Here is a 19266-nt window from a genome sequence, read left to right as displayed (position 1 = left end):
TCATTTTTTTTGATACATTTGTATTGCTAAGCAGGGTTTATTTTAGCATTGTTGTATTAAAAAAAACAACCGTGCTATAATCGAGACATGCCTAAAATCGTAAACCATGAAGAGCGACGAGAGCAGTTGGCGGAAGCGGTGTGGCGGATTATTCGCCGGGAAGGGCTGGAAGGGGTCAGCGTTCGTAGTGTCGCCGAGGAAGCCGGGATGTCTCTTGGCTCGCTGCGTCATTACTTCGATTCGCAATCGGCTTTATTGGCTTTCTCCATGCAGCTGGTCGCCGAACGGATAAAAAAACGTATACAGTCGCTTCCGCAAGACGGCGATCCCCGTGAAAATATCGAAGCGCTTATCGGTCAAATCGTGCCATTGGACGAAGACCGTTTGGCGGAAAGTCAAATCTGGATTGCCTTTTCGACTTTTGCTTTGACCGAGCCGGAATTGAGGCCGCTGAGCCGGGAAATTCACGATTCGCTGCGGGACGTGTTCCGTAACATCTTCGAAACCCTCGCCCAGTCGCAGCTGCTGAAGCCGGGGCTTGACACGGAGCTGGAGGCGAAGCGGTTCCACGCGTTGGTGGACGGTTTGCTCGTACACGGCGTCATCGCATCCGAGGTCGTGCTTGCGGAAGAAATTGCAGGGATCGTTGCGCGGCATTTGGACAGCTTGCTTGTGCCGTAACGCTGTCGCTGGCAGAAAGGATAAAGAGCCTGTCTCGGAGACAGGCTCTTTGATATGGAAAAACATGAATTCACGGCTTACCCGAACTGGCGCAGCGCCGAATGGCGGGTCGGGCCGACAAAGCCGTTCAGCGGAAACCCGTGCGCGATGGCTGCGCTGATGAACCGTTTTGCGGTGCCGACCGCTTCTTTGACGTCGGCGCCTTTGGCAAGCTCGGCCGTAATGGCCGCGGAGTACGTGCATCCGGCTCCATGTGTATAGGTGGTAGAAATTTTGTCGGATTCGTACAGCTCGAATGCCTTTCCGTCATAAAGTAAGTCGACCGCCTGCGGATGATTCAGCTTCGCGCCGCCTTTGATCAGAACGTACTTGACGCCTGTCGCATGGATGATCTGTGCCGCTTCTTTCATGTCCTCCAGCGTTTGAATCGGCGGATGGTTCGCAAGCTGCGCCGCTTCGAACAAATTCGGAGTGACGACGTCCGCGATCGGGACGAGCAGCTCCCGCAGCGCAACGGTGGATTCGGGATGGAGCGCCTCGTCGTTGCCTTTGCAGACCATCACAGGGTCCACAACGATACGCTGCAGCCCCTTGCCTTTGAGCGTATGCGTAATGAGCTCGATCAGCTCGACCGAGCCGAGCATGCCCGTCTTGAGCGCATCGACGCCTATGCCGTCAAGCACGGTTTGCAGTTGGGCTTCGACGGTAGGCAAAGCGACCGGATGAACGCCATGGTGCCATTGGTTGTTCGGGTCCATCGTGACGACTGTCGTGAGAACCGTCATTCCGTAGACGTCGCGTTCCTGGAACGTTTTCAAATCGGCTTGAATTCCGGCGCCGCCGCTTGTATCGGAGCCGGCAATGGTTAAAGCTTTTGGTATGCTCATTATACTTCTCTCCCCGGATGAATGAAGTTGCATTTATGACCTATCCTATCACGTTGGCTCAAAATTTCAATCGAAATTTCGCGGATTTAGACGAAAAATTCCACAAAATTACTATCGCCGCTTGACTCCCTGCAGCAGGCGCATCATTTGGGCTGCCGCCTCGCTCGCCCACTCCGCGGCGCGCCCGACCGCTTCCTGCAAGTCGCAAGGCTTGCGCACAATGGAAAAAGCCGCCGTCAGTCCGAGCTCGTCCAGCTGCTCTGCGGGCAGCTCCAGACTGCCGCACAAGGCGACCACCGGCACTCCCGCGTCCCGAGCCTTGCGGCAGATGCCGGCAATCGCTTTGCCAGACAGCGTTTGTCCGTCCAGCCGGCCTTCGCCGGTGATCACCCAGTCGGCGTCCCGAAGATGCTTTTCGAACCTCGCTTTCTCCAGCACAATGTCGATGCCGGAGCAAAGCTGCGCGCCGAGGAACGCATGCAATCCGGCCCCCATGCCGCCGGCCGCGCCGCCGCTGGGCAGCGTCAGCACGTCGATGCCTGTTTGCCGGCGAATGACGTCGGCCCACTGCCGCAGCGCCTGGTCCAGCGCTTGCGTCATGTCCGGCGTCGCGCCCTTCTGCGGGCCGAAGACGGCGGAAGCGCCCTCCGGTCCGCAGAGCGGGTTGCGGACGTCCGTCGCCGCCACGAAGCGGCATTCTGCGAGACGCGGGTCCATGCCGGAGGCGTCGAAACCGGTGAGCCCGGCGAGCGCTCCGCCCCCGGAGGGCAGCGGGACGCCGTCCGCCCCGTACCACCGGACGCCGAGCGCCTCCAGCATGCCTGCCCCGCCGTCGTTCGTCGCGCTGCCGCCGAGCCCGATGAGGAACTGCCGGCATCCGCGGTCCAATGCGGCCCGAATCAGCTCGCCCGTCCCGTAGGAGGAGGCGGCAAGAGGGTTGCGCCGCGCTTCGGGAACGAGCGGCAGCCCGGACGCTTGGGCCATTTCGACGACGGCGGTGCCGTCCTTCAGGATGCCGTAGACGGCCGTGACCGGCTCTCCGAGCGGGCCGCGAACCTGCGCTTCCACCCGGATGCCATCGCAGGCATGCACAAGGCTGTCTACCGTGCCTTCCCCGCCGTCCGCGACCGGAAGCTCGACGATGTCGGCGTCCGGGACGACGCTCCGAATGCCGGAGCTCACGGCACCGCACAGCTGCAGAGCAGACAGCGAGCCTTTGAACGAATCCGGCGCAATCACGATTTTCATGTGTCATTCCCCCGCAAATCCATAGAATAAGACGATTATACCACTGCGCCAAAAGCCGTATCCAACGTTTCCGGCCGGTCCCGGTCAGCGTTTCGTAAGGGAAATATCAGGAAGCTATCCATTCTCCTTCCGCCGGCGCTTGGCTACAATGGAAACGAGTGGATAGAGAGAGGGAGTGCTGAGATTGACCCATCGAACAGTTGCGAGGGGCGTCGGATGGGGCGTCCTCTTTGTCGCGCTGCTGCTGACGCTTGCGGCCTGCAAGCCGAAGCTGCTCGTTGCTTTGATGGTGGAGAAGGTGGAGGCGAGGGGTAGCGGTCGTCACTTTGCCGAGAAAATCAAGGTCTTGTTTCGGGGCTTCGCGAAATAAGCAGCCGGTGCTGTCGCCTACGGAACCTCGCGGCCGTTCGATCCTACGTGGGAAATCCAACGGTTCCCAATTTCGCTCCTTATGATAAGATGGTAAAGGGGCTTGCGGGCCCGCGCCTCAATCGAAGCAAGGCGAATGTTCGGAATGAAGGAGCCATTTTGGATGACCCGAGATGATCTTGATGATGTGTGCCTTGGGCGGTATACGCTGTTAAAAGGCGGCGCCTACCGGATCGAAGAACGGCTGGCTTCCAGCGAGCTGTCCATCGTTTATACCGGATGCCCGGCCGAGGGAGAAGAGAGGCTTGCGATCAAGGAATTTTATCCCGGAAGCCTGACTTTAAGAGATATGGACGGGAAGGCGGTCTTATGCCGCCGTCCTTCGAGCCGCCGGAAGTTTGAAGAACTGAACGATGCCTTCCGGAGGGAAGCCTCGATTCTAGGCTGGCTCCGGCATAGGCATATCGTCGAATATATCGACCATTTCGAAGAAAACGGGACGAGCTATCTGGTGACCCGTTATTGCCCGGGCAAGCCGCTCATGGACTTTATCCGGGAGGAGAAGCCTTCGGCGGCGGAGTTGATCCGGAACGTTCTGCTGCCGTTTCTAGATACGGTGGACTTCTTACACCGGCAAGGCATCATTCACCGGGATTTGAAGCCGGGGAATGTGATGATTTCGGAAGAAGGCCGGCCGGTGCTGCTGGACTTCGGTTCGGCCGTATCGCTCGCGGAGCCGGACGTCTGTCCGATTTTTACAACGGCCGGCTTCTCCCCGCTGGAGCTGTATTCGGAAAAGGCCCAGCAAGGGAAAAAGGCCGATCTGTTCAGCGCCGCCGCTGTTCTTTATTACAGCTTCACCGGACGCGTGCCGTCCGCCGTTTCCGAGCGGCTGATCGAAGACCGCATGGAAAGCGCCAGAACCGCGAACCCGGAGATCGGACTGCTGCTGTCGGGGATGATCCGATGGGGGCTTGCCGTTCAGCCGCGCAGAAGATGCCCGTCGCTGAAGCTGCTTAAGGCCGCTCTGCGGTTGGAGTATATGCGCCTGAAATTCGGGATGCGGCGGAAGCGCTTGGACACGCCTTCGACCGTGTCGGAAAAATAGCGAAACTGCGGGGGTGCTATTCGGTTCATTTGCCTAGTCGGCCTCCGCTTAGAGGAACTGTGGTGCGATGGAACGGCAAAAACCCAACCCCCGTTACAGGGCGTTGGGTTTTACTTCTTTATACCGCAGCTCGATTTCCGTCAGCCGGTCCTCGAACGTGATATAAATTTTCTCGTTGTAGCTGATCGATTCCTTTTTGTTGCGGGGGATCGGCGTCCGGCCCTTTTCAATCGTGCAGCGCGTGTTGTGCCGGAGCAGGAACGTGCCGTTCTTCCCGGCTTCGATGATGATGCGCTCCGCCTCCGGCAGCGGCTCGTTCACGTCGAGGCTGGCGAACAGCTCGCGCAGGCTGATCTGCCGCTTCTCGAACGAAGCGAGAGGCCAGTACTTCACCGGAATATCGCTGCCGCTCGCCGTATTGAGGAAGTATCCTTCCAGCCTTCCGGCGAAGCGGGGCTTCGGACTAAGCAGCCAATAGACGGCCCAAGCGGCCAGCAGCACGGCGAGCGCGATGCCCGCGATAATCAAATAACGCTGCACGACGGAGTGCACGTTGATGACGAGGTCCGAGGTGACGGAAGCTCCTTCGTCGTCCGTTACCGTCATCGTCAGGACCGCTTTGCCGGCGTGCATGGAAGAGACGGTTAACATACCGCCGTTCACCGCGAAGTCGGCCAGCTTGGCGTTGCTGTTGGAGGCGATCGTATAGCTTAGCTTGTCCTGATTTATATCGCGAAAATAGTTCTTAAGATCTATTTTGGCGTCTCCGTCTTCCTTCGTCAGCTCGATGGCTCCGCTGCTGATCGGTTCGGGCGCCGTGTTCGCGATATCCAGCTCGCTGACCGCCGTCTCCCGGTAAAAATCCGGGCTGCTCAGAAACACGCGGGCTTGATACTTGCCGGAATGCCGGAAGACGGTCTGCGTTTCGAAGCCGTTTCCGTTCAGCTTCATCGGCGTCCGTTCTTCCTTATTCGTCTGCAAATCCTTCACGATCAGCTCGGCCTTCATCGATTGGTACACGTCGGCGTCGGCCAGCTTGTTACCGTCCGCTTGATGCAGCAGGAAAGCGGAAACGGTCGACGGCACACCCTTGACCGGCTGGGTAAGCTCCATTCCCGCCTTGAGGCCGTAGTTGCCGAGCAGGCTGATTTTCACGAAATCCCCGGGCTTTGCTTTGAATTTCAGCAGAAAAGCGCCTTTTTGCGGCTGGGGAATTTTGAGCAGCGAGTATTTGTCCGATTTTACGAACCGGATGTTTTTCGAATTGTAGTACAGATGCGTTTCGGCGATCGGATGCTCTGACAACAGCACGATGTTGGCTTCGTTCATGCTGCCGTTCGGAATGTTGACCGTCACTTCCTGCAGTTCCCCGGTGGCTGTGACGGCTGCGACAGGGACGAGCACGGAGCGGATTTGCTTGGCGAAAATGTTGTTGAAAATTTCCGGCAGATCGCCCGCGCTTTCCGTGATGAACGACGTGCCCCCCGTCTTGGCGGCGATCGTTTCAAGCTGCGGCGCGTTGACCGAGCCGTCATGATTAAGCCCGACTGTGTAGATGGGGTAGCCCTTCGACTGCGCTTCCGCGATCACTCGCTCCACGTCTTTGTTCGAATCTTGGACCGATCTTCCTGTAAAAATAGGTCCAAAGTCCGTCCCGCCATCCGACAGCAGAATCATAAACGGACGTCCGCCGCCTTTGCCGCTCCCGACAAGCTCCGCCCCTTTGCTCAGCCCGAGGCCGAGATCCGTATAGCCGGAAAAACGCAGCTCCGCGATTTTCCTTTTGAGCAGATTTTTCTGCTCCTCCTGGGTTAGCGGGGCGAGCGGCTGAGCCTCGACGATTTTATGGTTGTAGGCGACAAACCCGACTTGGGTGCGGGCGGCCTCGCTCATGTCCATAAACATTTTGATGACTTCCGCAGCGATCCGGTCCCGGTCCGTGGCGTTCATCGAATAACTGACGTCCATCACGAACACCGCGTCGAATCCCGGATTCGAATCGCCTTCGGCAAACGCCGATCCGTGAGGGACGAACAGCAACGCCAACATGACAGCGATCACCAAAATTCGCAGTCCGACCGGGACGCGCCTTCTTGTATGCATTTCCCCAACCATCAAAACTCACCCTTCATCTGTAAAATGTGTGAAAGTTCACCAAAAATACTCTAAACTATCGGTATTGCTTTACCGAAAAAAGTAGTACAATGGGAAGTAGTAAAAAAATACAGTTTTGTTAAGTTCGACACAGTTTTGATGGGGAGATGATGAAAAAGGGAATAAAAGGGTAGGTTTATATGGTTAATTCAGCATATAACAGAAGGGCCAAAAAATAAATGTGTTTGCTCAAAAATAGGAAAATAGTACCTTATTGTCTAGGATTAAATAACTATAAAATCCATAGTTGACAAAATAAAACACGAAACTCTATGATTAGACCTGTGTTTTCGGCCTTCATCCCAAAATGCTCGGAAAGGAGTAGGCTATAAGAATTATACGCCGGTTCCGGCAAGTTTTTATAGCCGACAACTCAATGGACATCATCAATCAAACGAACCGCACCATGCTCTTCGAAGAGATCAACCCGGAAAAGCTTGATCTCGTCACGATCGTCGGGGACGTCAGAGGCATCGACAGCTTAAGCGACGATACGATTAAGGAGATTAACCAGCATCTGCTCGTTCGCAGCTTCGACGAGTTTTTGGACAAGTTTTCGCCGACCGTGTACTCGTTTTTCAATGCGGCCAACCAGAAGGTCATGTACACGCTCAAGAAGCCGGAAGGGATTTCCGAGGACAGCATTTCGGAAATCAAGATCGACCAAAGCAACGATTTTCTGAAAATGCTGTTCACGCTGATCGACACGAAGCGCAGCCAAGGCATTCCTAACGTGGACTTCAAGTTCGAGAACCTGCTCGACATGATCTCCCCGAAAAAAGTAATGGACGACATCCGCCAAGTGCGTAAGGAAATCCATTATTTGTATGGTCAATATGACAAATTGGACGACGGTGATCCGAAAAAGCTGGACCTCGGGGACAAGCTCAACATCATGTTCGAGGACGCCAGCAAAAACTATAACAACGTCATGGCCATGCTTCCGCTGGCGATCGAAGACATCAAGACCCGTCTTCTGCTCGGAGGGGCGCAGGAAGAAAGCGAATCCGAAGCGATCCAGATCGGGATGCTGATGATCGGCGATTCCGGCGAACTGAAAATTATCGAATCGCCGAAATCGGATACGATGCAGCTCATGATCGCGGACGACAACAGCACGAACGGCCTGATCGGCGTATTCGAGGACGATTACGAGTCCGTGTCGGATACACCATCCGCTTATGTCAAAGACCTGGTCGTACGGACGTTCTGCCCGCTGCCTGCAGTACAGAGCGAGATCGATACCGAGAAGGAAGTGCAGAACTACAACACGTATCTGGAGTTCTACAAGAACGCCAAGGACGAGTTTGTGAAGACCGTCAAGCCTTTGGTGGAAAAATTGTTGGGCATCAAAATGTTTTTCGAGCAATACTCCACCAAAAACAAAGGGATGCAGCCTTCGATGCTGATCACGAACACCAAACTGGACATGATCGTGAAAAGCAGCAACATTCCGAGGCTGGAAACGTACCTGAACACGGTCAACTCGAAGAACGATTTCACCGATACGATCTGGTTCGGTATTGTCCCTTCGGTGCAGCTCGATTCTTCCGGCGCTTCGAAGGTGAGCCGGGAGCGGTTCCGAGGCAACGAAAAGGTGGCCAAGCAGGATGGCAACACGATGGAATCGCTTTCGATGCTGCTGCAGGTGATCAAGGACTTCAAGGTGCAGGTGTTCTTCAACTTCGAGACCGGCGAGGAGACGACGTTCAACAGCATGGCGACCGCCGGCATCGACAAGTACATCGACAAGTGCGGCGTGCTGGTCCGCAAGGAATACAGCGAGTTCGCGGTGCCGTGCGTGCCGAACTTCACGATTATTCCGAAGGACAAGTCCGGGGTCGTCATCGACAGCAAAATGCTGCAAACCGAGGACGGCGGCGTCAAGTTGTCGCAGGAGAAGGAAGACATTCTGAAGCTCTGGATCGAGGGCGTTTATGTCGGCGCAGCCTATGTGGCGGCGGGGGTCGTGGCGGCTTACCAGTGCCCGGAATATTTGCGCGAATCGTTCAAGACGATAAGCCGGGAGTTCCCGGGCGTGCGCTTCGATATCGAGGCCGGGGAGAACGGTCTGCGTGCCGTCACGACGATGGCGAAGGAAATTTCCGGCTTCACGAACAACATCAAGGATTCGATCAACCGGAAAAACTTCGGCTTCGTGTTTTCTTCCGAGAACGCGCAGCTGCAGGGCAAAGACATCAAGCGCATTACCGTTTACAAGGCGCGGAGCCTTGCGTCGACCGACGACGGCTTCGATTCGATCTACAAGACGCTGGTCAGCACGTACATCGAACGCATCCTGCGCTTCCAGACCGGCGATTTCAAACACGACAACATCGTTAAATTTTTCAGCAACAATCCGAGCAGCCAAAAGAGCAAATGGCTCGGTACGCGGGGGTTCGTCAACTCGATCATTCAGGACGGGGACGACATGAGCTACATTATCGACGATAAGAGCAACATGTGTCATATCGACCTGGTGTTCAACGGCAACGTGAAGAACCTTGAGGTGATGATCACGAAAGGGACCACCCCGGTTAAAGCGTAACGATGCTGAACAAACTTATGCGGTTGTTAAAGGAGAGCTTTCGCAAGCTCCCCTTTCAACATAAATCCCGTCAGCGCCAGACGCTGTCGGGGACCATACTTACCTTTAGGGAGGATTTATCAATGGGCTTCAAGCTGAAAGTAGAAGGCGCAGAAACAATCGAATTGGGCATGGACAACATTCAATCGGTGATTTACGACACGGACACGCCGAACGACTCGAACGCAAGATCGACGGATGTAGGCGCGTTCCTGAAAATCTCCGGCAAAATCATCACCGCAACGGACGGCGACAGCGCCGACGACACGATGAAGCTTGCTTTGTGGTCGCTCGTACCGGCTGAGAAATCCGACTGCTACCGCAAAGTGACGCTGGAAGTGATCGCTGCCAGCCAAGTGGTGCGCAAAATTTACTTCCCGAACGCGTTCGTCGTGGATTACCAAGAGCGCTTCGGCGACACGGAAGGCGTAGGCACGTTCACGCTCTTCATCAAGCAAAAGAAAGACAAAACGGAATTCGCAACAATCGAAGGCGGATACACCGTATAATCGGCTTGACCAGTTAGTGCAAGCAACAGGAGTTAAGGGGCCGTTTCGCCCCTTAACTTTCTCCATTTCCGGCGGTAAGGATGAATCCGATGAACAATTACTACGAGATTCTGGAGGTCGAACGCAGCGCCTCCCCCGAAGAAATCAAGAAAGCCTACAAGCGGCTCGCCAAGCTTCATCATCCCGACGCCAACGGCGGCAGCAAGCAGGCGGAGCTGAAGTTCAAGCAAGTGACCGAAGCGTATCAGACCTTGTCCGACGCGTCGGCGAGGCAAGCCTACGACGAACGTCTGGACCGCAAGAAGGAAGGCAAAGCCGGTTCGTCATCCGGCGCGGGTGCCAAGACGAAGGAGCGGCGCGCCGAGAGCGGCCAGCCCCAGTTTGATCTGAAAGATATGGAAAAGCAATTCGAGCGTTTTTTCGGCTATCATCCCAAAAGCGGGGAAGCCGGGATCAAGAACAAGAGCGAGACGAAAAATCCGGTCGATACGACGGCTATGTTCGAGAAATATTTTGGCATCCGAAAAAAATAAGCACATCCTGTTCCAACGGGGGAACCAATGTTGAGCGAAAAAAAATCCGTATGGGTAACCGTAGTCAACGTGTTGATCGCGTTGGTCGCGGCTTTTACCCTGGTTTATACGTATATATGGAACACCAACGTCGCCCTGAGGCTGTTCGTCGCCGCCTTTTTCATCATCGGCTTGGCGGGGATGGCCTGGCGAAAGTACGGGCGGACGGCTGCGTCGGCACCCGAAGCCAAGAAGGAAGCGGCGATTACGAAGCTGGCGCTGCTCGGCGACGACGGCGAACGGATCAAGGAATGGTACATTCACGGGGAGACGTCGCTCCTGGTCGGGAGAAGCTCTTCCGATCTCGAGGTGCAGATCGATTTGTCGGGCACCGAGTATGCCGCCCTGGTCAGCAAGCAGCACGCGGTGCTGAATTTCACTTCCGGCAACTGGTATATCGAAGACCTCGAATCCAGCAACGGCGTCGGCATCAAGAAACGCGGCGAAAGCGGCAAGCGGCTGCTGAACGGCGACGCGCCCGAGCAAGTGCATTCGGGCGATACGCTTTACATTGCCAATACGAGGCTGTTGGTCAAGTAAGGCATTTCGGGTTTGAGCGTTGAGAAGAAGCAGACGGGGGAATAGATATCCATGAGTTTGACAAGATGCGCCAACGGACACATGTTCAGTACGAGAAAGCACGGCACCATATGCCCCTATTGCAGCATGGTCGTGGAGCCGGCTTCCAAATCCGAGGGCAAGAAAGCGGCAAGAGTCCAGGAAGACGAAAAGACGATGCCTTATCTGGGGGAGTCCGAAGGCATCGAGCCGGTCACCGGGTGGCTTGTCTGCATCGAAGGGCCGCAGCAAGGACAAGATTACCGGATCATGGCGGAGAAAAATTTCATCGGCCGGGCCGAGGATATGCACATCCGGATCATTGGGGACAATACCATTTCCCGCCGGAATCACGCGGTCGTCGTGTACGACCCGAAGAAACGGAACTTTTTCCTGCTGCCGGGCGATGCTTCGGGGCTCGCTTACCATAACAACGAAGCGGTCTACACGCCGGTGGAATTAACCGCGTACGACGTCGTGCAGCTCGGCCACAGCAAGTTTCTGTTCATTCCGTTATGCGGAGTGCATTTCGAGTGGGACCAAGATCAATCGGATAAGGAATGATGAGCATGCCGGAACAACACGAATGGTTGCCTTATGTCATCGTTTGGGCCTGCGTCTGCGTCCTTGTGGTTTTGTTCCGCATCCGGAGAGGTCTGCTTCATCAGGACGGCGCTGTTCCGAAGATCGAGATCGGCAACGGACAGACGATCGGGACGCGCGAGGAGCAGGACGACTATTTCTCCACCTTCGTCAGCCCGCACGGGACGATCGCCGTTCTGGCCGACGGTATCAGCGGACTGTCGGGAGGCAGGGCGGCGAGTACGGCTGCCGTGACGACGTTCATCAAGCAGTTTCTTAAGCTGGAGCATATTCGGGAGCTTCCCGAGTTTTTTGCGAATGCGGCTGCAGCGAGCAATGCGGAAATCATGCACACCCTGAAAGGGGCGCAGGGCGGAACGACGCTGGTCGCCGTTGTGGTGGAAGGCGGCAACCTTCACTGGGGAGCGGTGGGGGACAGCCTCATCAAAATTTTCCGGAACGGGGACTTCATTGACGTCAATCAGAAGCACATTCTGGAATTGGTGCTCGAGGAACGCTTCGTATCCGGGGAAATTACGAGGGACGAAGCGCTGGACAGTCCGATGAAGAACCAGTTGGTCAATTATTTGGGCTATGAAGGCTTCAAAAATATCGAGATCGGCACGGAGCCCGTCCGGCTGAAAAAGAGGGACAAAGTCATGCTGTGCAGCGACGGCGTGTACAATACGCTCACGGAAGTGGAGCTGGAGGACATTTTGTCCAAGCCGATTTCCGCCTACGATGCCGCCCAGGAAATCATCGAAGCGGTCGAGCGGAAGCAGCTCGCGCACCAAGACAATGCGACGGTCGTGATTTTGGAAAAAGGCTGGTAGAACCCGATGCGTAAGGAAAACAGCGATTTCAAAACGAGCTTTCTATCCGAGGCGGGAACGTTTATCCGCAACAAGGATTATTTTGCGTTTACGGAGCAGGACGATAAAGCTTGCTATGTGATTGCCCGGGGGCTTGATTCCGATATGGAGAAAGAAAGTGCCGAGCTGGCGGTCAAGAGCGTGCTTGGCAGCTTTCTCGACCGCCCGACGCTATCCCGGCGCAAGCTGAAACGGTATTTGTGGGAAGCGCACGAATTGCTGCAGATCGAAAGCCGCCGGGTCCGGCGTAAGGTCAGTCTGACACTGGTCGCTACGGACTATACCCGGATGGTGTGGGCGGTGGCCGGGAACACCCGGCTGTATCAATTTCGCAATGGAAGACTGCATACGAAAAGCAAGGATCAGAGCTTGTCGCGGTCGATGGCCGAGGCGGGAGAGTTGTCGGAGGATCGGCTGGACAGGCACGAGGAACGGCACAATCTGCTGTGGTATTTGGGGAAGCCGGGCGCTTTCGAGCCGTTCGTTTCCAAGAAGACGCTGCTGTCCGAAGGTGACGTCCTGCTGCTCTGTACGCCGGGGATGTGGGAGAACGTAGACGGCGCGGAGATGCTGGATGCGCTGGAAGAGGTCAAGGAGCCGGCGGAGCTTGTCGATACGCTGGAGGATGTGCTGCTCAGCCGGCAGAACAAGCAAGTGCCGAATTACACGGCTGCGGCCGTTTATGTCAACAAAGTGTTCAAGGAAGACCCGAAGAAGAAATGGAAAATTATAAAAAGGATCGCACTGGTGCTGATTCCTCTCCTACTGCTGGGAGGAGGAGCCTATTATTATACATACCGGACCGCCATGGCCAAAGCGGAGGCGGCGGCCGCCATCTTCGAGCGTGAAAAAAGCGGCGACGAGGCGGTGCAGGAGAAGGATTATCCGAACGCGGTTAAGGAGTACAGCGAGGCGCGCAATGCGGCGATCAAAGTGAACGACGTCGTGCATATGCGGCTCATCGGCAAAAAGCAAAAGACGGCGCAGCTCATCGTGGACGGCGACGGCTCCTTCAAAGACGGGAATTATGCCAAGGCGCTGGAGAGCTACGAGAAAGCGCAGAAGGAAGCCAAGCAGCAAAGCCTATACGATGAGAAGGATCTGGAGGCCAAAATCGCCAAAGCCCGCACCTACCAGCAAATTACGGAGCTGATGAAGCAGGGGGATCAGAAGCTGCAAGCGCAGGATTACGAAGGTGCGAAGGAAACTTACGCGAAAGCGAAAAAGGAAGCGCAGCAGGCCGATTTTGCAAGCGGGGAAAAGGAGCTGGCGGCGAAGCTGGAAGCGGCAGATGCGAAGATTGCCGGCGTGTTTAAAGAAAAGAAGCAGCTGGACGCCGACAAGCTGGAGAAAAAGGGCGACCAGAGCTATACGGCGCAGGCTTATGAGCAGGCCGTGACCTCCTACGCGATGGCGCAGGAGATTTATCAGGAAATCAACATGCTGGAGAAGGTGCTCGGCGTCGAGCGGAAAATAACGAAGGCCCAGGAGAAGCTGAATCCGCCTCCGCAGCCGCCCCAGCCGGCCGGAGCCGACGGAGCTGCGGGAGGCGGCGGACGTGCTCCGGCAGCTCAAGGCGCAGGCGAAGCGGGCGCGGCAAACCAAGGGGCTGCCGGTCAAGGCGGAGCCAAAGCGTCTGCAAGCGGCGGTCAGGCCGAGAAGACCGAGGGAGGAGGCAAGTGAGTTCCCATGAAAGACATCTTGCTGGACAGGCTGAACCGAATAGAGGATCTCGAACAGCGCAAGCTCTTGAAGCAAATTGTGACGGGCGTCTTTTTGAACCTAGTGGAGTATCAGGAGGACTTGAACCGCAAGCTGGAGGAGCGCGTGTTTAACGAGGTGGAGGACCAGGAGGACCGGCACGACATCTATGTGACCTTGTGTGCCCGGGAAGAGATCGATCCGATTCACGAGTTTCTGTACCCGATGCTTGCGGCCGACACCGAGCCGAAAACGTGCGACCTGCGGAGCGTGACGGAGCAAATGCAGCGCGGGGAAGAGGCGCTGCTGATGACGCTGTTTTTGCAGTGCGATTACTCCAAGCTGAAGGAGCTGCTTCGCGGAAAACGCACGTTCCGGGGAGAAATCGTGACTACCGGAGGCACCCGGTCCATTCAGGTACGTCTGCGGCAAAACCTCACGTATATCCGCGAGCTGGAAAAGCTCTATTTTATTTTCCAAAAAAATAACGTGCCGTGGAAGACGGTGAATCATCCATATGCGGGCAAGTTTTTCGACGTGCTGTGGACCGGCGGGGAACAGCCGACAAGTGCGGAGGAGGAGCTGCTTGAAGTCCGGATTTTTCTGGAGGAATTCGAAGCGTACAAAAAGCTGGACATGGTGCCGATGTGGAACATTGAGCGCTTGGAGCTCAAAAACGTAGGCTTCCCGGTGCCGGCCGCCGACCGGATTAATTTCGAGCATGTGCTCTCCTTGCGCAAGACGGGGACGCAGCACGGCTATTTGGTCGACGGGGACGAGGCGCTGATCCGGTATATTAAGCGGATGCCGGAGGAATTGAACATCGTGTCCCCGCAGGACAAATCTGGGAACTGGAACGTGCTGAAAATTACGCAGCCGACACCTACGAAGCTCGGCCGTCTGGCTTACGAGCTCGTTTCGAACAAGCGGAAAAGCAGCTTCACCGGCCGCTTCTCCCGCAAGCACCCGGTCGTCGTTCGGGCGAAGGGCGAGATTGCGCGGATTGCAGGCTCCTTCGAAGCTTCGGACGATCTCGAGTTGGTGCAGGTCGAGATTAGGGACGAGGCGGACGGAGAGGAAGTCACCTACGGGATGAACCCGTTCATCAGCGACAACGTGAGGGTGGAGAACGACAAAAAACGGATGCGGCTCCGTTTTAGAGCCCGCCGGAGCGAGAGCTTTATTTTGCAGGATTTGATGAGCTTTGTCGTGTCCGAGATCCAAATGTATTTTCCAGAATACGTCTGCGAAGGGGAATGGGCTTGAATTACGTATGGGATCTGGTCATTCGGGCTGCGGACGCGGGCACGCCGAAGGACGACCTTTATTTTGCCCCCGCCAAAGTGTACTCGCCTTATATGGAGCTGAGCACCGAAACGCTGAATGCCCGCACCGTCGAAGAGCGTACGGTCGAAGTGAATCCGTATTACCGGTTTTACGATATTTTCCGCGATTTGTTCGATATTAACAATCAAGAGGATACGGAATTCCGGCGCACGCTGTTCGATCTTGCGATGCATTTCTTGACCGATATCGACCTCATGCAGGGTATGAACAAGCGGGAATTTTATATCCGGTTCGTGCTCCGGGATATGGAAGCGGGGCTGTTCGGCGACGGCGTCCGGGACCGGCTGAGGCTGCTGAACCGGGAGGAGCAGGAAGTTGTGGCCTGCAATCTGCTGCGGCTGTACGAGACGGGGGAAGCGGTGTATCTGCTGAAGGATACGATGCGGAAATTGTTCAAGCATTCGACGATTTACGCGAATTGCGAGGAAAAAGACGAACTGTTGTTCTATGTGGGGCAGCGGGAGAATGAGATCACACGGGCGAAGCTGGAACTGATCAAGGACCTGTTTCTGCCCGTGCGTTTTCATACGGAGACGTATTGGGATAATCATTTCGGCATGGTGGACGTTGAGGACACGATGCGGGTGGATCATATCGCGATCTATTAGAGGTTTCTACGAAAGGAGCGGAGACATGAGAACGTATAAGCTAAACTCGCCGAAGAACGGCGGCACGGAAGAGACGAGCAAGGTCAAGTACACGCGGGACGAGCTGTCGGAGATGACGACGCTGCAATTGCGGAGCATCTGCCATAAGGAGAAGCTGGTCGAAGGGCTCTCGGGACCGCTCGACCGCGAGGCGCTCATCCGCACGATTCTGAAATACCGCAGCGCGGAGCAAAGCCTGCTGATCCAAAGCTTCGATGAGCACGGATGGGAGCGCGTGGAGGTAGCGATCGCCCGGTATTTGAATACGCCGCTGCCGGATGACGGCAGCATTCAAATTCCGGCTAAAGTGACGCTGTACGACGGACTTAGGGTAGATAAACAGGACCAATACCGGGTCAAAGCTCCGGGTACCGCCACCGAATCGAATGTACTGCTCATCAACGATCATATGGAGCTGTGCGGCATTATGAATCTGGTCAAGGACGGGCCGGACCCGGGTATGTACTGCCTGACGGCTTCCAAGGAAATGACATTTCGCCGCACCTCGAACAAAAATTACAGCTTCCTGCTGTTTCGCAAGCAGGATTCGGAATATGTATACCAGACCTACGCCCGCAGCAAGCCACTGCCGCCTACGAATCTGCACTACTGGCGGATTCCGATTCCGGAGCTGGAAATCAGGGACCTGGAAGATACCGATGCGGTGCTGGCCATCGATTTCGGTACGTCCAACACAACGGCGGGCGCTTATCTGGACAGCAGCTACATTTCGAACCCCTCCCGCCACGATTTGTTGAACGGAACGCTTCGGTTGAACAGCATCAATCTGGTGAAATTCCCGGCGGTCAGCGGTAAACGGGAGGAATGGATCGAGCTGCTGCCGACGATTGTCGCCGTAGCGGACTGCTCGGATACCCAGCAGGTGAACTATTATTTTGGCCATGAAGCCATGAAATTTATGAAGAAGAACGGGTATACCGGCCATGCTACCGTCTTTCACGGTATCAAGCGATGGGTCAACCGGTATAAGCTTCCCGAGGAAATTGTGGACGGACAAGGGAATACGACGGTCGTCCGCAGAAACGACATTTTGCGCGCCTATCTGCTTCACGTGATCGAAACGGCGGAGCATCAATTCAAGTGCCGCTTCCGCAAGCTGCACATTTCCAGCCCCGTGAAGCTGAAGACGCAGTTCGCCGAAATGTTCGCGGAGCTGCTGCCGGATTACCGTATCGAATCGGAGGATGCGCTCGACGAAGGGATGGCCGTGCTGTTCAATACGATCGCCGATCAGATCGAGAAAAATACGTTTATGGACGGCGAAACGTACAATGCGCTCGTCATCGACTGCGGCGGAGGAACGACGGATTTGTCTTCGTGCCGATTTCGGATCGAGGACGGCCACATCTCCTACAAGCTGGATATTCATACGGCCTACGAGAACGGCGACACCAATTTTGGCGGCAACAACATTACATACCGGATTTTGCAGTTCATGAAAATCGTCTTTGCCGATTATTACACCAAGGGCGGCAGCGTGCCGGATATCGACAGCCTGATCGGCATTCCTGGCCCCGATTTGTTCCGGCATGTGGACGAATTCGGCGTCGAATCGGTTTACGAGCAATTCGAAGCGCGCTACCGGGAGGCGGAACGCATCATTCCGACCCGGTTCAAGGATTACGAAAACCGGACGCGCGAAGAATACCTGCGGGTAAAAAGTAATTATTACTTTTTATGGGAAATCGCCGACAGCATGAAGAAAGAGTTTTTCCGCAAGACGGGCATTCTGCGCAACCGGTTCGATTCGCAGACCGGGGACCGGCAGGAGCAGGATCTGAAAATTACGGCGGTGGACCGCTGGTGCCTGTCCGCCTACGAGAATGGCCGCATGAAGGATATCTACGAATTCCCCCGCGTCGTGTTCAATATTAACGAGATCAACCAGTTGATCAAAGCGGATATTTACGACATCGTGCGCAAGTTCCTGGAAGATTTCTACCAGGACGGGCGGCTGCAGGAATATTCCATCATCAAGCTGACCGGCCAATCGTGCCGCATCGACAGCTTCCGCGAAGCGCTGAAGGAATTCGTCCCGGGCCGCAGCATCGAATTCCGGCAAAAAACGGAGGAGAGCGACAGCGTTCCGGAATTGAAGCTGGCCTGCCTGCGGGGCGCGATCCGCTATCTCAGCGCGAGGAAGGCGGGCACGATCGAGGCCTATATTACGAATCATGCGCCGGTTGTCCCTTATACCGTCAGCGCCTTCACCCACAGCCGGCAGGAGAAGCTCTTGATCAGCAGCCAGGAAAGGCTGAATCAGGTGCAAGGGTCCATCTCCCGGCCGTTCGAGGTCAAGGAGGTGGAGTTTTTCTTGAAAGGAAGCGACGGCGCCGTGCGTCACAAGTACGCGTATGCCAACGAGCCGGGCAGCTTCGAGCCGATCCGCTACGAGGACATCGCCGGACGGTACGGGGCCAAGATTCCGCAGGACGACACGGACTCCATCCAGAACGGCGAGGTCAAATTTTTCGTGTTCGCGGAGGACAACGAGTGGGGCTTCCATGTGGTGCCGGTCGCGCGGGAGGACGAGCAGTTGTACTTGGGAAGCAAGCGCTTTTTTGCATTTGAAAACGATCTGTCGGAGCTTGATTTCTTTGACGGCTGGAAATAGGAGGTAGCGCATGTTCTCCAATATATATCCGAATTTTCATAAAGGCCGGATTCTGAAGCGGGAGATGCTGGAGAGCCTGAGGGATTACCCGAGGCAGCTCGCGGACCTGTATTTTCAGTCGTACTCGGACGGCATTGTAGCGGGAGTCGATGTAAGAGTGGAAGCGGAACAGCTTGTGGTCGGCTGCGGGATCGTCAAGCACGGCGGCCGGCTGTACACGCTGGAGGAGCAGCAGCAGGTGCCTTACGCTGCGACGGGCAAGGAGACCGTGCTCAAAGTCCGCTTTCACGCAGCGGAGGAGCAAAGCGATTATACGGTGTACGGCGCGGAGCTCGTTCTGGACGAGGAGGCCGCCGGCGGCAGCGAGCTGGAGCTTGGGCGGTTCAAGCTGAAGGAGGGCGCGAAGCTGCGGTCGGAGTACCAGAGTTTCGCGGACTTTGCCACCGAGTTCAATACGTGGAACGTTATCCATGCGGCTTATGCGGGCGTCGGGCAGCGCAGCGTTCACCCTGCGTTGCTGCGGTATTTTGCCAGCCAGCTGCTCAGCCGGGGCAGCACGAACCCGTACGACATCGCCTTTGCGATGCAGTGCATGAGTCAGGAAGCCGTCGACCGCGAGCTGATCCTGCATTATATCGGGACCCGGCTTGGCATGGGCTTTAAGGCGTACGACAACGGGCAGATTCACAAATATTTGGGACGCATCTTGGACGACGTTCAAGGCGGAAACCGCCGGGGGCCGGAAATAAGGCCGGGCGGTCCGCGGCGGATGATTGTGGAGTAGCCATGAAGGTTACTCGAAAGGGAGC

17 protein-coding genes are annotated in these 19266 nt (G+C 55.9%); 14 read left to right on the top strand and 3 right to left on the bottom strand.

Translation table 11 applies throughout. The annotated features are described in order from the left end of the window. The first annotated feature begins 87 nt into the window (after positions 1-87). Positions 88-681 (top strand): TetR/AcrR family transcriptional regulator, encoded by a 594-nt coding sequence (locus tag BLO51_RS01865; RefSeq protein ID WP_090666250.1) that lies wholly within the window; start codon positions 88-90, stop codon positions 679-681. 77 nt (positions 682-758) lie between these two features. Here BLO51_RS01865 and pdxK read toward each other — a convergent pair whose 3' ends face one another. Beyond that, complete coding sequence (pdxK, locus tag BLO51_RS01860) at positions 759-1568, bottom strand: pyridoxine/pyridoxal/pyridoxamine kinase (RefSeq protein ID WP_090666248.1); 810 nt, start codon at positions 1566-1568, stop codon at positions 759-761. A gap of 111 nt (positions 1569-1679) precedes the next feature. Next, on the bottom strand, positions 1680-2816 hold the full coding sequence (locus BLO51_RS01855; protein ID WP_090666246.1) for a glycerate kinase: 1137 nt from the start codon (positions 2814-2816) through the stop codon (positions 1680-1682). A gap of 184 nt (positions 2817-3000) precedes the next feature. On the opposite strand from BLO51_RS01855, the gene BLO51_RS01850 reads away from it, so the two are divergent. Both BLO51_RS01850 and BLO51_RS01845 read left to right on the top strand, forming a co-directional pair. Then, the gene (locus BLO51_RS01850) at positions 3001-3186 is read left to right on the top strand and encodes a hypothetical protein (protein WP_090666244.1); all 186 of its coding nucleotides are present in this window, start codon (positions 3001-3003) and stop codon (positions 3184-3186) included. Between the two features lie 162 nt (positions 3187-3348). Then, complete coding sequence (locus BLO51_RS01845; protein WP_167670077.1) at positions 3349-4293, top strand: serine/threonine protein kinase; 945 nt, start codon at positions 3349-3351, stop codon at positions 4291-4293. 93 nt (positions 4294-4386) lie between these two features. Here BLO51_RS01845 and BLO51_RS01840 read toward each other — a convergent pair whose 3' ends face one another. Then, positions 4387-6408, bottom strand: a complete 2022-nt coding sequence (locus tag BLO51_RS01840) for a VWA domain-containing protein (RefSeq protein WP_090666240.1) — start codon at positions 6406-6408, stop codon at positions 4387-4389. Between the two features lie 415 nt (positions 6409-6823). On the opposite strand from BLO51_RS01840, the gene BLO51_RS01835 reads away from it, so the two are divergent. The 11 genes from BLO51_RS01835 (at position 6824) to BLO51_RS01785 (ending at position 19241) form a co-directional block, all read left to right on the top strand. Continuing rightward, complete coding sequence (locus tag BLO51_RS01835) at positions 6824-8995, top strand: zinc-binding metallopeptidase family protein (protein WP_090666238.1); 2172 nt, start codon at positions 6824-6826, stop codon at positions 8993-8995. A gap of 122 nt (positions 8996-9117) precedes the next feature. Then, positions 9118-9543, top strand: coding sequence for a membrane-associated protease 1 (locus BLO51_RS01830; protein ID WP_090666236.1), 426 nt, complete (start codon positions 9118-9120; stop codon positions 9541-9543). Positions 9544-9632: 89 nt separating this feature from the next. After that, complete coding sequence (locus tag BLO51_RS01825) at positions 9633-10076, top strand: DnaJ domain-containing protein (RefSeq protein WP_090666234.1); 444 nt, start codon at positions 9633-9635, stop codon at positions 10074-10076. 27 nt (positions 10077-10103) lie between these two features. Further along, positions 10104-10655 (top strand): FHA domain-containing protein, encoded by a 552-nt coding sequence (locus BLO51_RS01820; RefSeq protein WP_090666232.1) that lies wholly within the window; start codon positions 10104-10106, stop codon positions 10653-10655. A gap of 51 nt (positions 10656-10706) precedes the next feature. Next, positions 10707-11237 (top strand): FHA domain-containing protein, encoded by a 531-nt coding sequence (locus BLO51_RS01815; RefSeq protein ID WP_090666230.1) that lies wholly within the window; start codon positions 10707-10709, stop codon positions 11235-11237. Beyond that, positions 11237-12088 carry a PP2C family protein-serine/threonine phosphatase gene (locus BLO51_RS01810; RefSeq protein ID WP_090666227.1) on the top strand — a complete coding sequence of 284 codons (852 nt, stop codon included), beginning with the start codon at positions 11237-11239 and terminating at the stop codon, positions 12086-12088. Before BLO51_RS01815 ends, BLO51_RS01810 begins: the two co-directional genes overlap by 1 nt. A gap of 6 nt (positions 12089-12094) precedes the next feature. Further along, positions 12095-13810, top strand: coding sequence for a serine/threonine protein phosphatase (locus BLO51_RS01805; RefSeq protein ID WP_090666226.1), 1716 nt, complete (start codon positions 12095-12097; stop codon positions 13808-13810). Positions 13811-13816: 6 nt separating this feature from the next. Next, a complete protein-coding gene (locus tag BLO51_RS01800; protein ID WP_090666224.1) occupies positions 13817-15094 on the top strand; it encodes a normocyte-binding protein in 1278 nt (425 codons plus the stop codon). Next, complete coding sequence (locus BLO51_RS01795) at positions 15085-15783, top strand: iron-dependent peroxidase (RefSeq protein ID WP_090666222.1); 699 nt, start codon at positions 15085-15087, stop codon at positions 15781-15783. The genes BLO51_RS01800 and BLO51_RS01795 overlap by 10 nt, the downstream gene beginning before the upstream one ends. A 25-nt stretch (positions 15784-15808) precedes the next feature. Then, positions 15809-18457, top strand: coding sequence for an acetate and sugar kinases/Hsc70/actin family protein (locus BLO51_RS01790; RefSeq protein WP_090666220.1), 2649 nt, complete (start codon positions 15809-15811; stop codon positions 18455-18457). Between the two features lie 10 nt (positions 18458-18467). Continuing rightward, on the top strand, positions 18468-19241 hold the full coding sequence (locus BLO51_RS01785) for a DNA and RNA helicase (RefSeq protein WP_090666217.1): 774 nt from the start codon (positions 18468-18470) through the stop codon (positions 19239-19241). Positions 19242-19266 lie beyond the last annotated feature (25 nt).

It is taken from the genome of Paenibacillus tianmuensis, assembly GCF_900100345.1.
Lineage (GTDB): Bacteria > Bacillota > Bacilli > Paenibacillales > NBRC-103111 > Paenibacillus_G > Paenibacillus_G tianmuensis.
Note: the sequence above shows the minus strand (reverse complement) of the source record. Positions and strands in the feature narration are given on the sequence as shown.

What these genes read in the sequence shown, in the direction of transcription:
- BLO51_RS01865 (WP_090666250.1), top strand. Translation starts at nt 88, where the DNA reads ATGCCTAAAATCGTAAACCATGAAGAGCGACGAGAGCAGTTGGCGGAA.
- pdxK (WP_090666248.1), bottom strand. Translation starts at nt 1,568, where the DNA reads ATGAGCATACCAAAAGCTTTAACCATTGCCGGCTCCGATACAAGCGGC.
- BLO51_RS01855 (WP_090666246.1), bottom strand. Translation starts at nt 2,816, where the DNA reads ATGAAAATCGTGATTGCGCCGGATTCGTTCAAAGGCTCGCTGTCTGCT.
- BLO51_RS01845 (WP_167670077.1), top strand. Translation starts at nt 3,349, where the DNA reads ATGACCCGAGATGATCTTGATGATGTGTGCCTTGGGCGGTATACGCTG.
- BLO51_RS01840 (WP_090666240.1), bottom strand. Translation starts at nt 6,408, where the DNA reads ATGGTTGGGGAAATGCATACAAGAAGGCGCGTCCCGGTCGGACTGCGA.
- BLO51_RS01835 (WP_090666238.1), top strand. Translation starts at nt 6,824, where the DNA reads ATGGACATCATCAATCAAACGAACCGCACCATGCTCTTCGAAGAGATC.
- BLO51_RS01830 (WP_090666236.1), top strand. Translation starts at nt 9,118, where the DNA reads ATGGGCTTCAAGCTGAAAGTAGAAGGCGCAGAAACAATCGAATTGGGC.
- BLO51_RS01825 (WP_090666234.1), top strand. Translation starts at nt 9,633, where the DNA reads ATGAACAATTACTACGAGATTCTGGAGGTCGAACGCAGCGCCTCCCCC.
- BLO51_RS01820 (WP_090666232.1), top strand. Translation starts at nt 10,104, where the DNA reads ATGTTGAGCGAAAAAAAATCCGTATGGGTAACCGTAGTCAACGTGTTG.
- BLO51_RS01815 (WP_090666230.1), top strand. Translation starts at nt 10,707, where the DNA reads ATGAGTTTGACAAGATGCGCCAACGGACACATGTTCAGTACGAGAAAG.
- BLO51_RS01810 (WP_090666227.1), top strand. Translation starts at nt 11,237, where the DNA reads ATGAGCATGCCGGAACAACACGAATGGTTGCCTTATGTCATCGTTTGG.
- BLO51_RS01805 (WP_090666226.1), top strand. Translation starts at nt 12,095, where the DNA reads ATGCGTAAGGAAAACAGCGATTTCAAAACGAGCTTTCTATCCGAGGCG.
- BLO51_RS01800 (WP_090666224.1), top strand. Translation starts at nt 13,817, where the DNA reads ATGAAAGACATCTTGCTGGACAGGCTGAACCGAATAGAGGATCTCGAA.
- BLO51_RS01795 (WP_090666222.1), top strand. Translation starts at nt 15,085, where the DNA reads ATGGGCTTGAATTACGTATGGGATCTGGTCATTCGGGCTGCGGACGCG.
- BLO51_RS01790 (WP_090666220.1), top strand. Translation starts at nt 15,809, where the DNA reads ATGAGAACGTATAAGCTAAACTCGCCGAAGAACGGCGGCACGGAAGAG.
- BLO51_RS01785 (WP_090666217.1), top strand. Translation starts at nt 18,468, where the DNA reads ATGTTCTCCAATATATATCCGAATTTTCATAAAGGCCGGATTCTGAAG.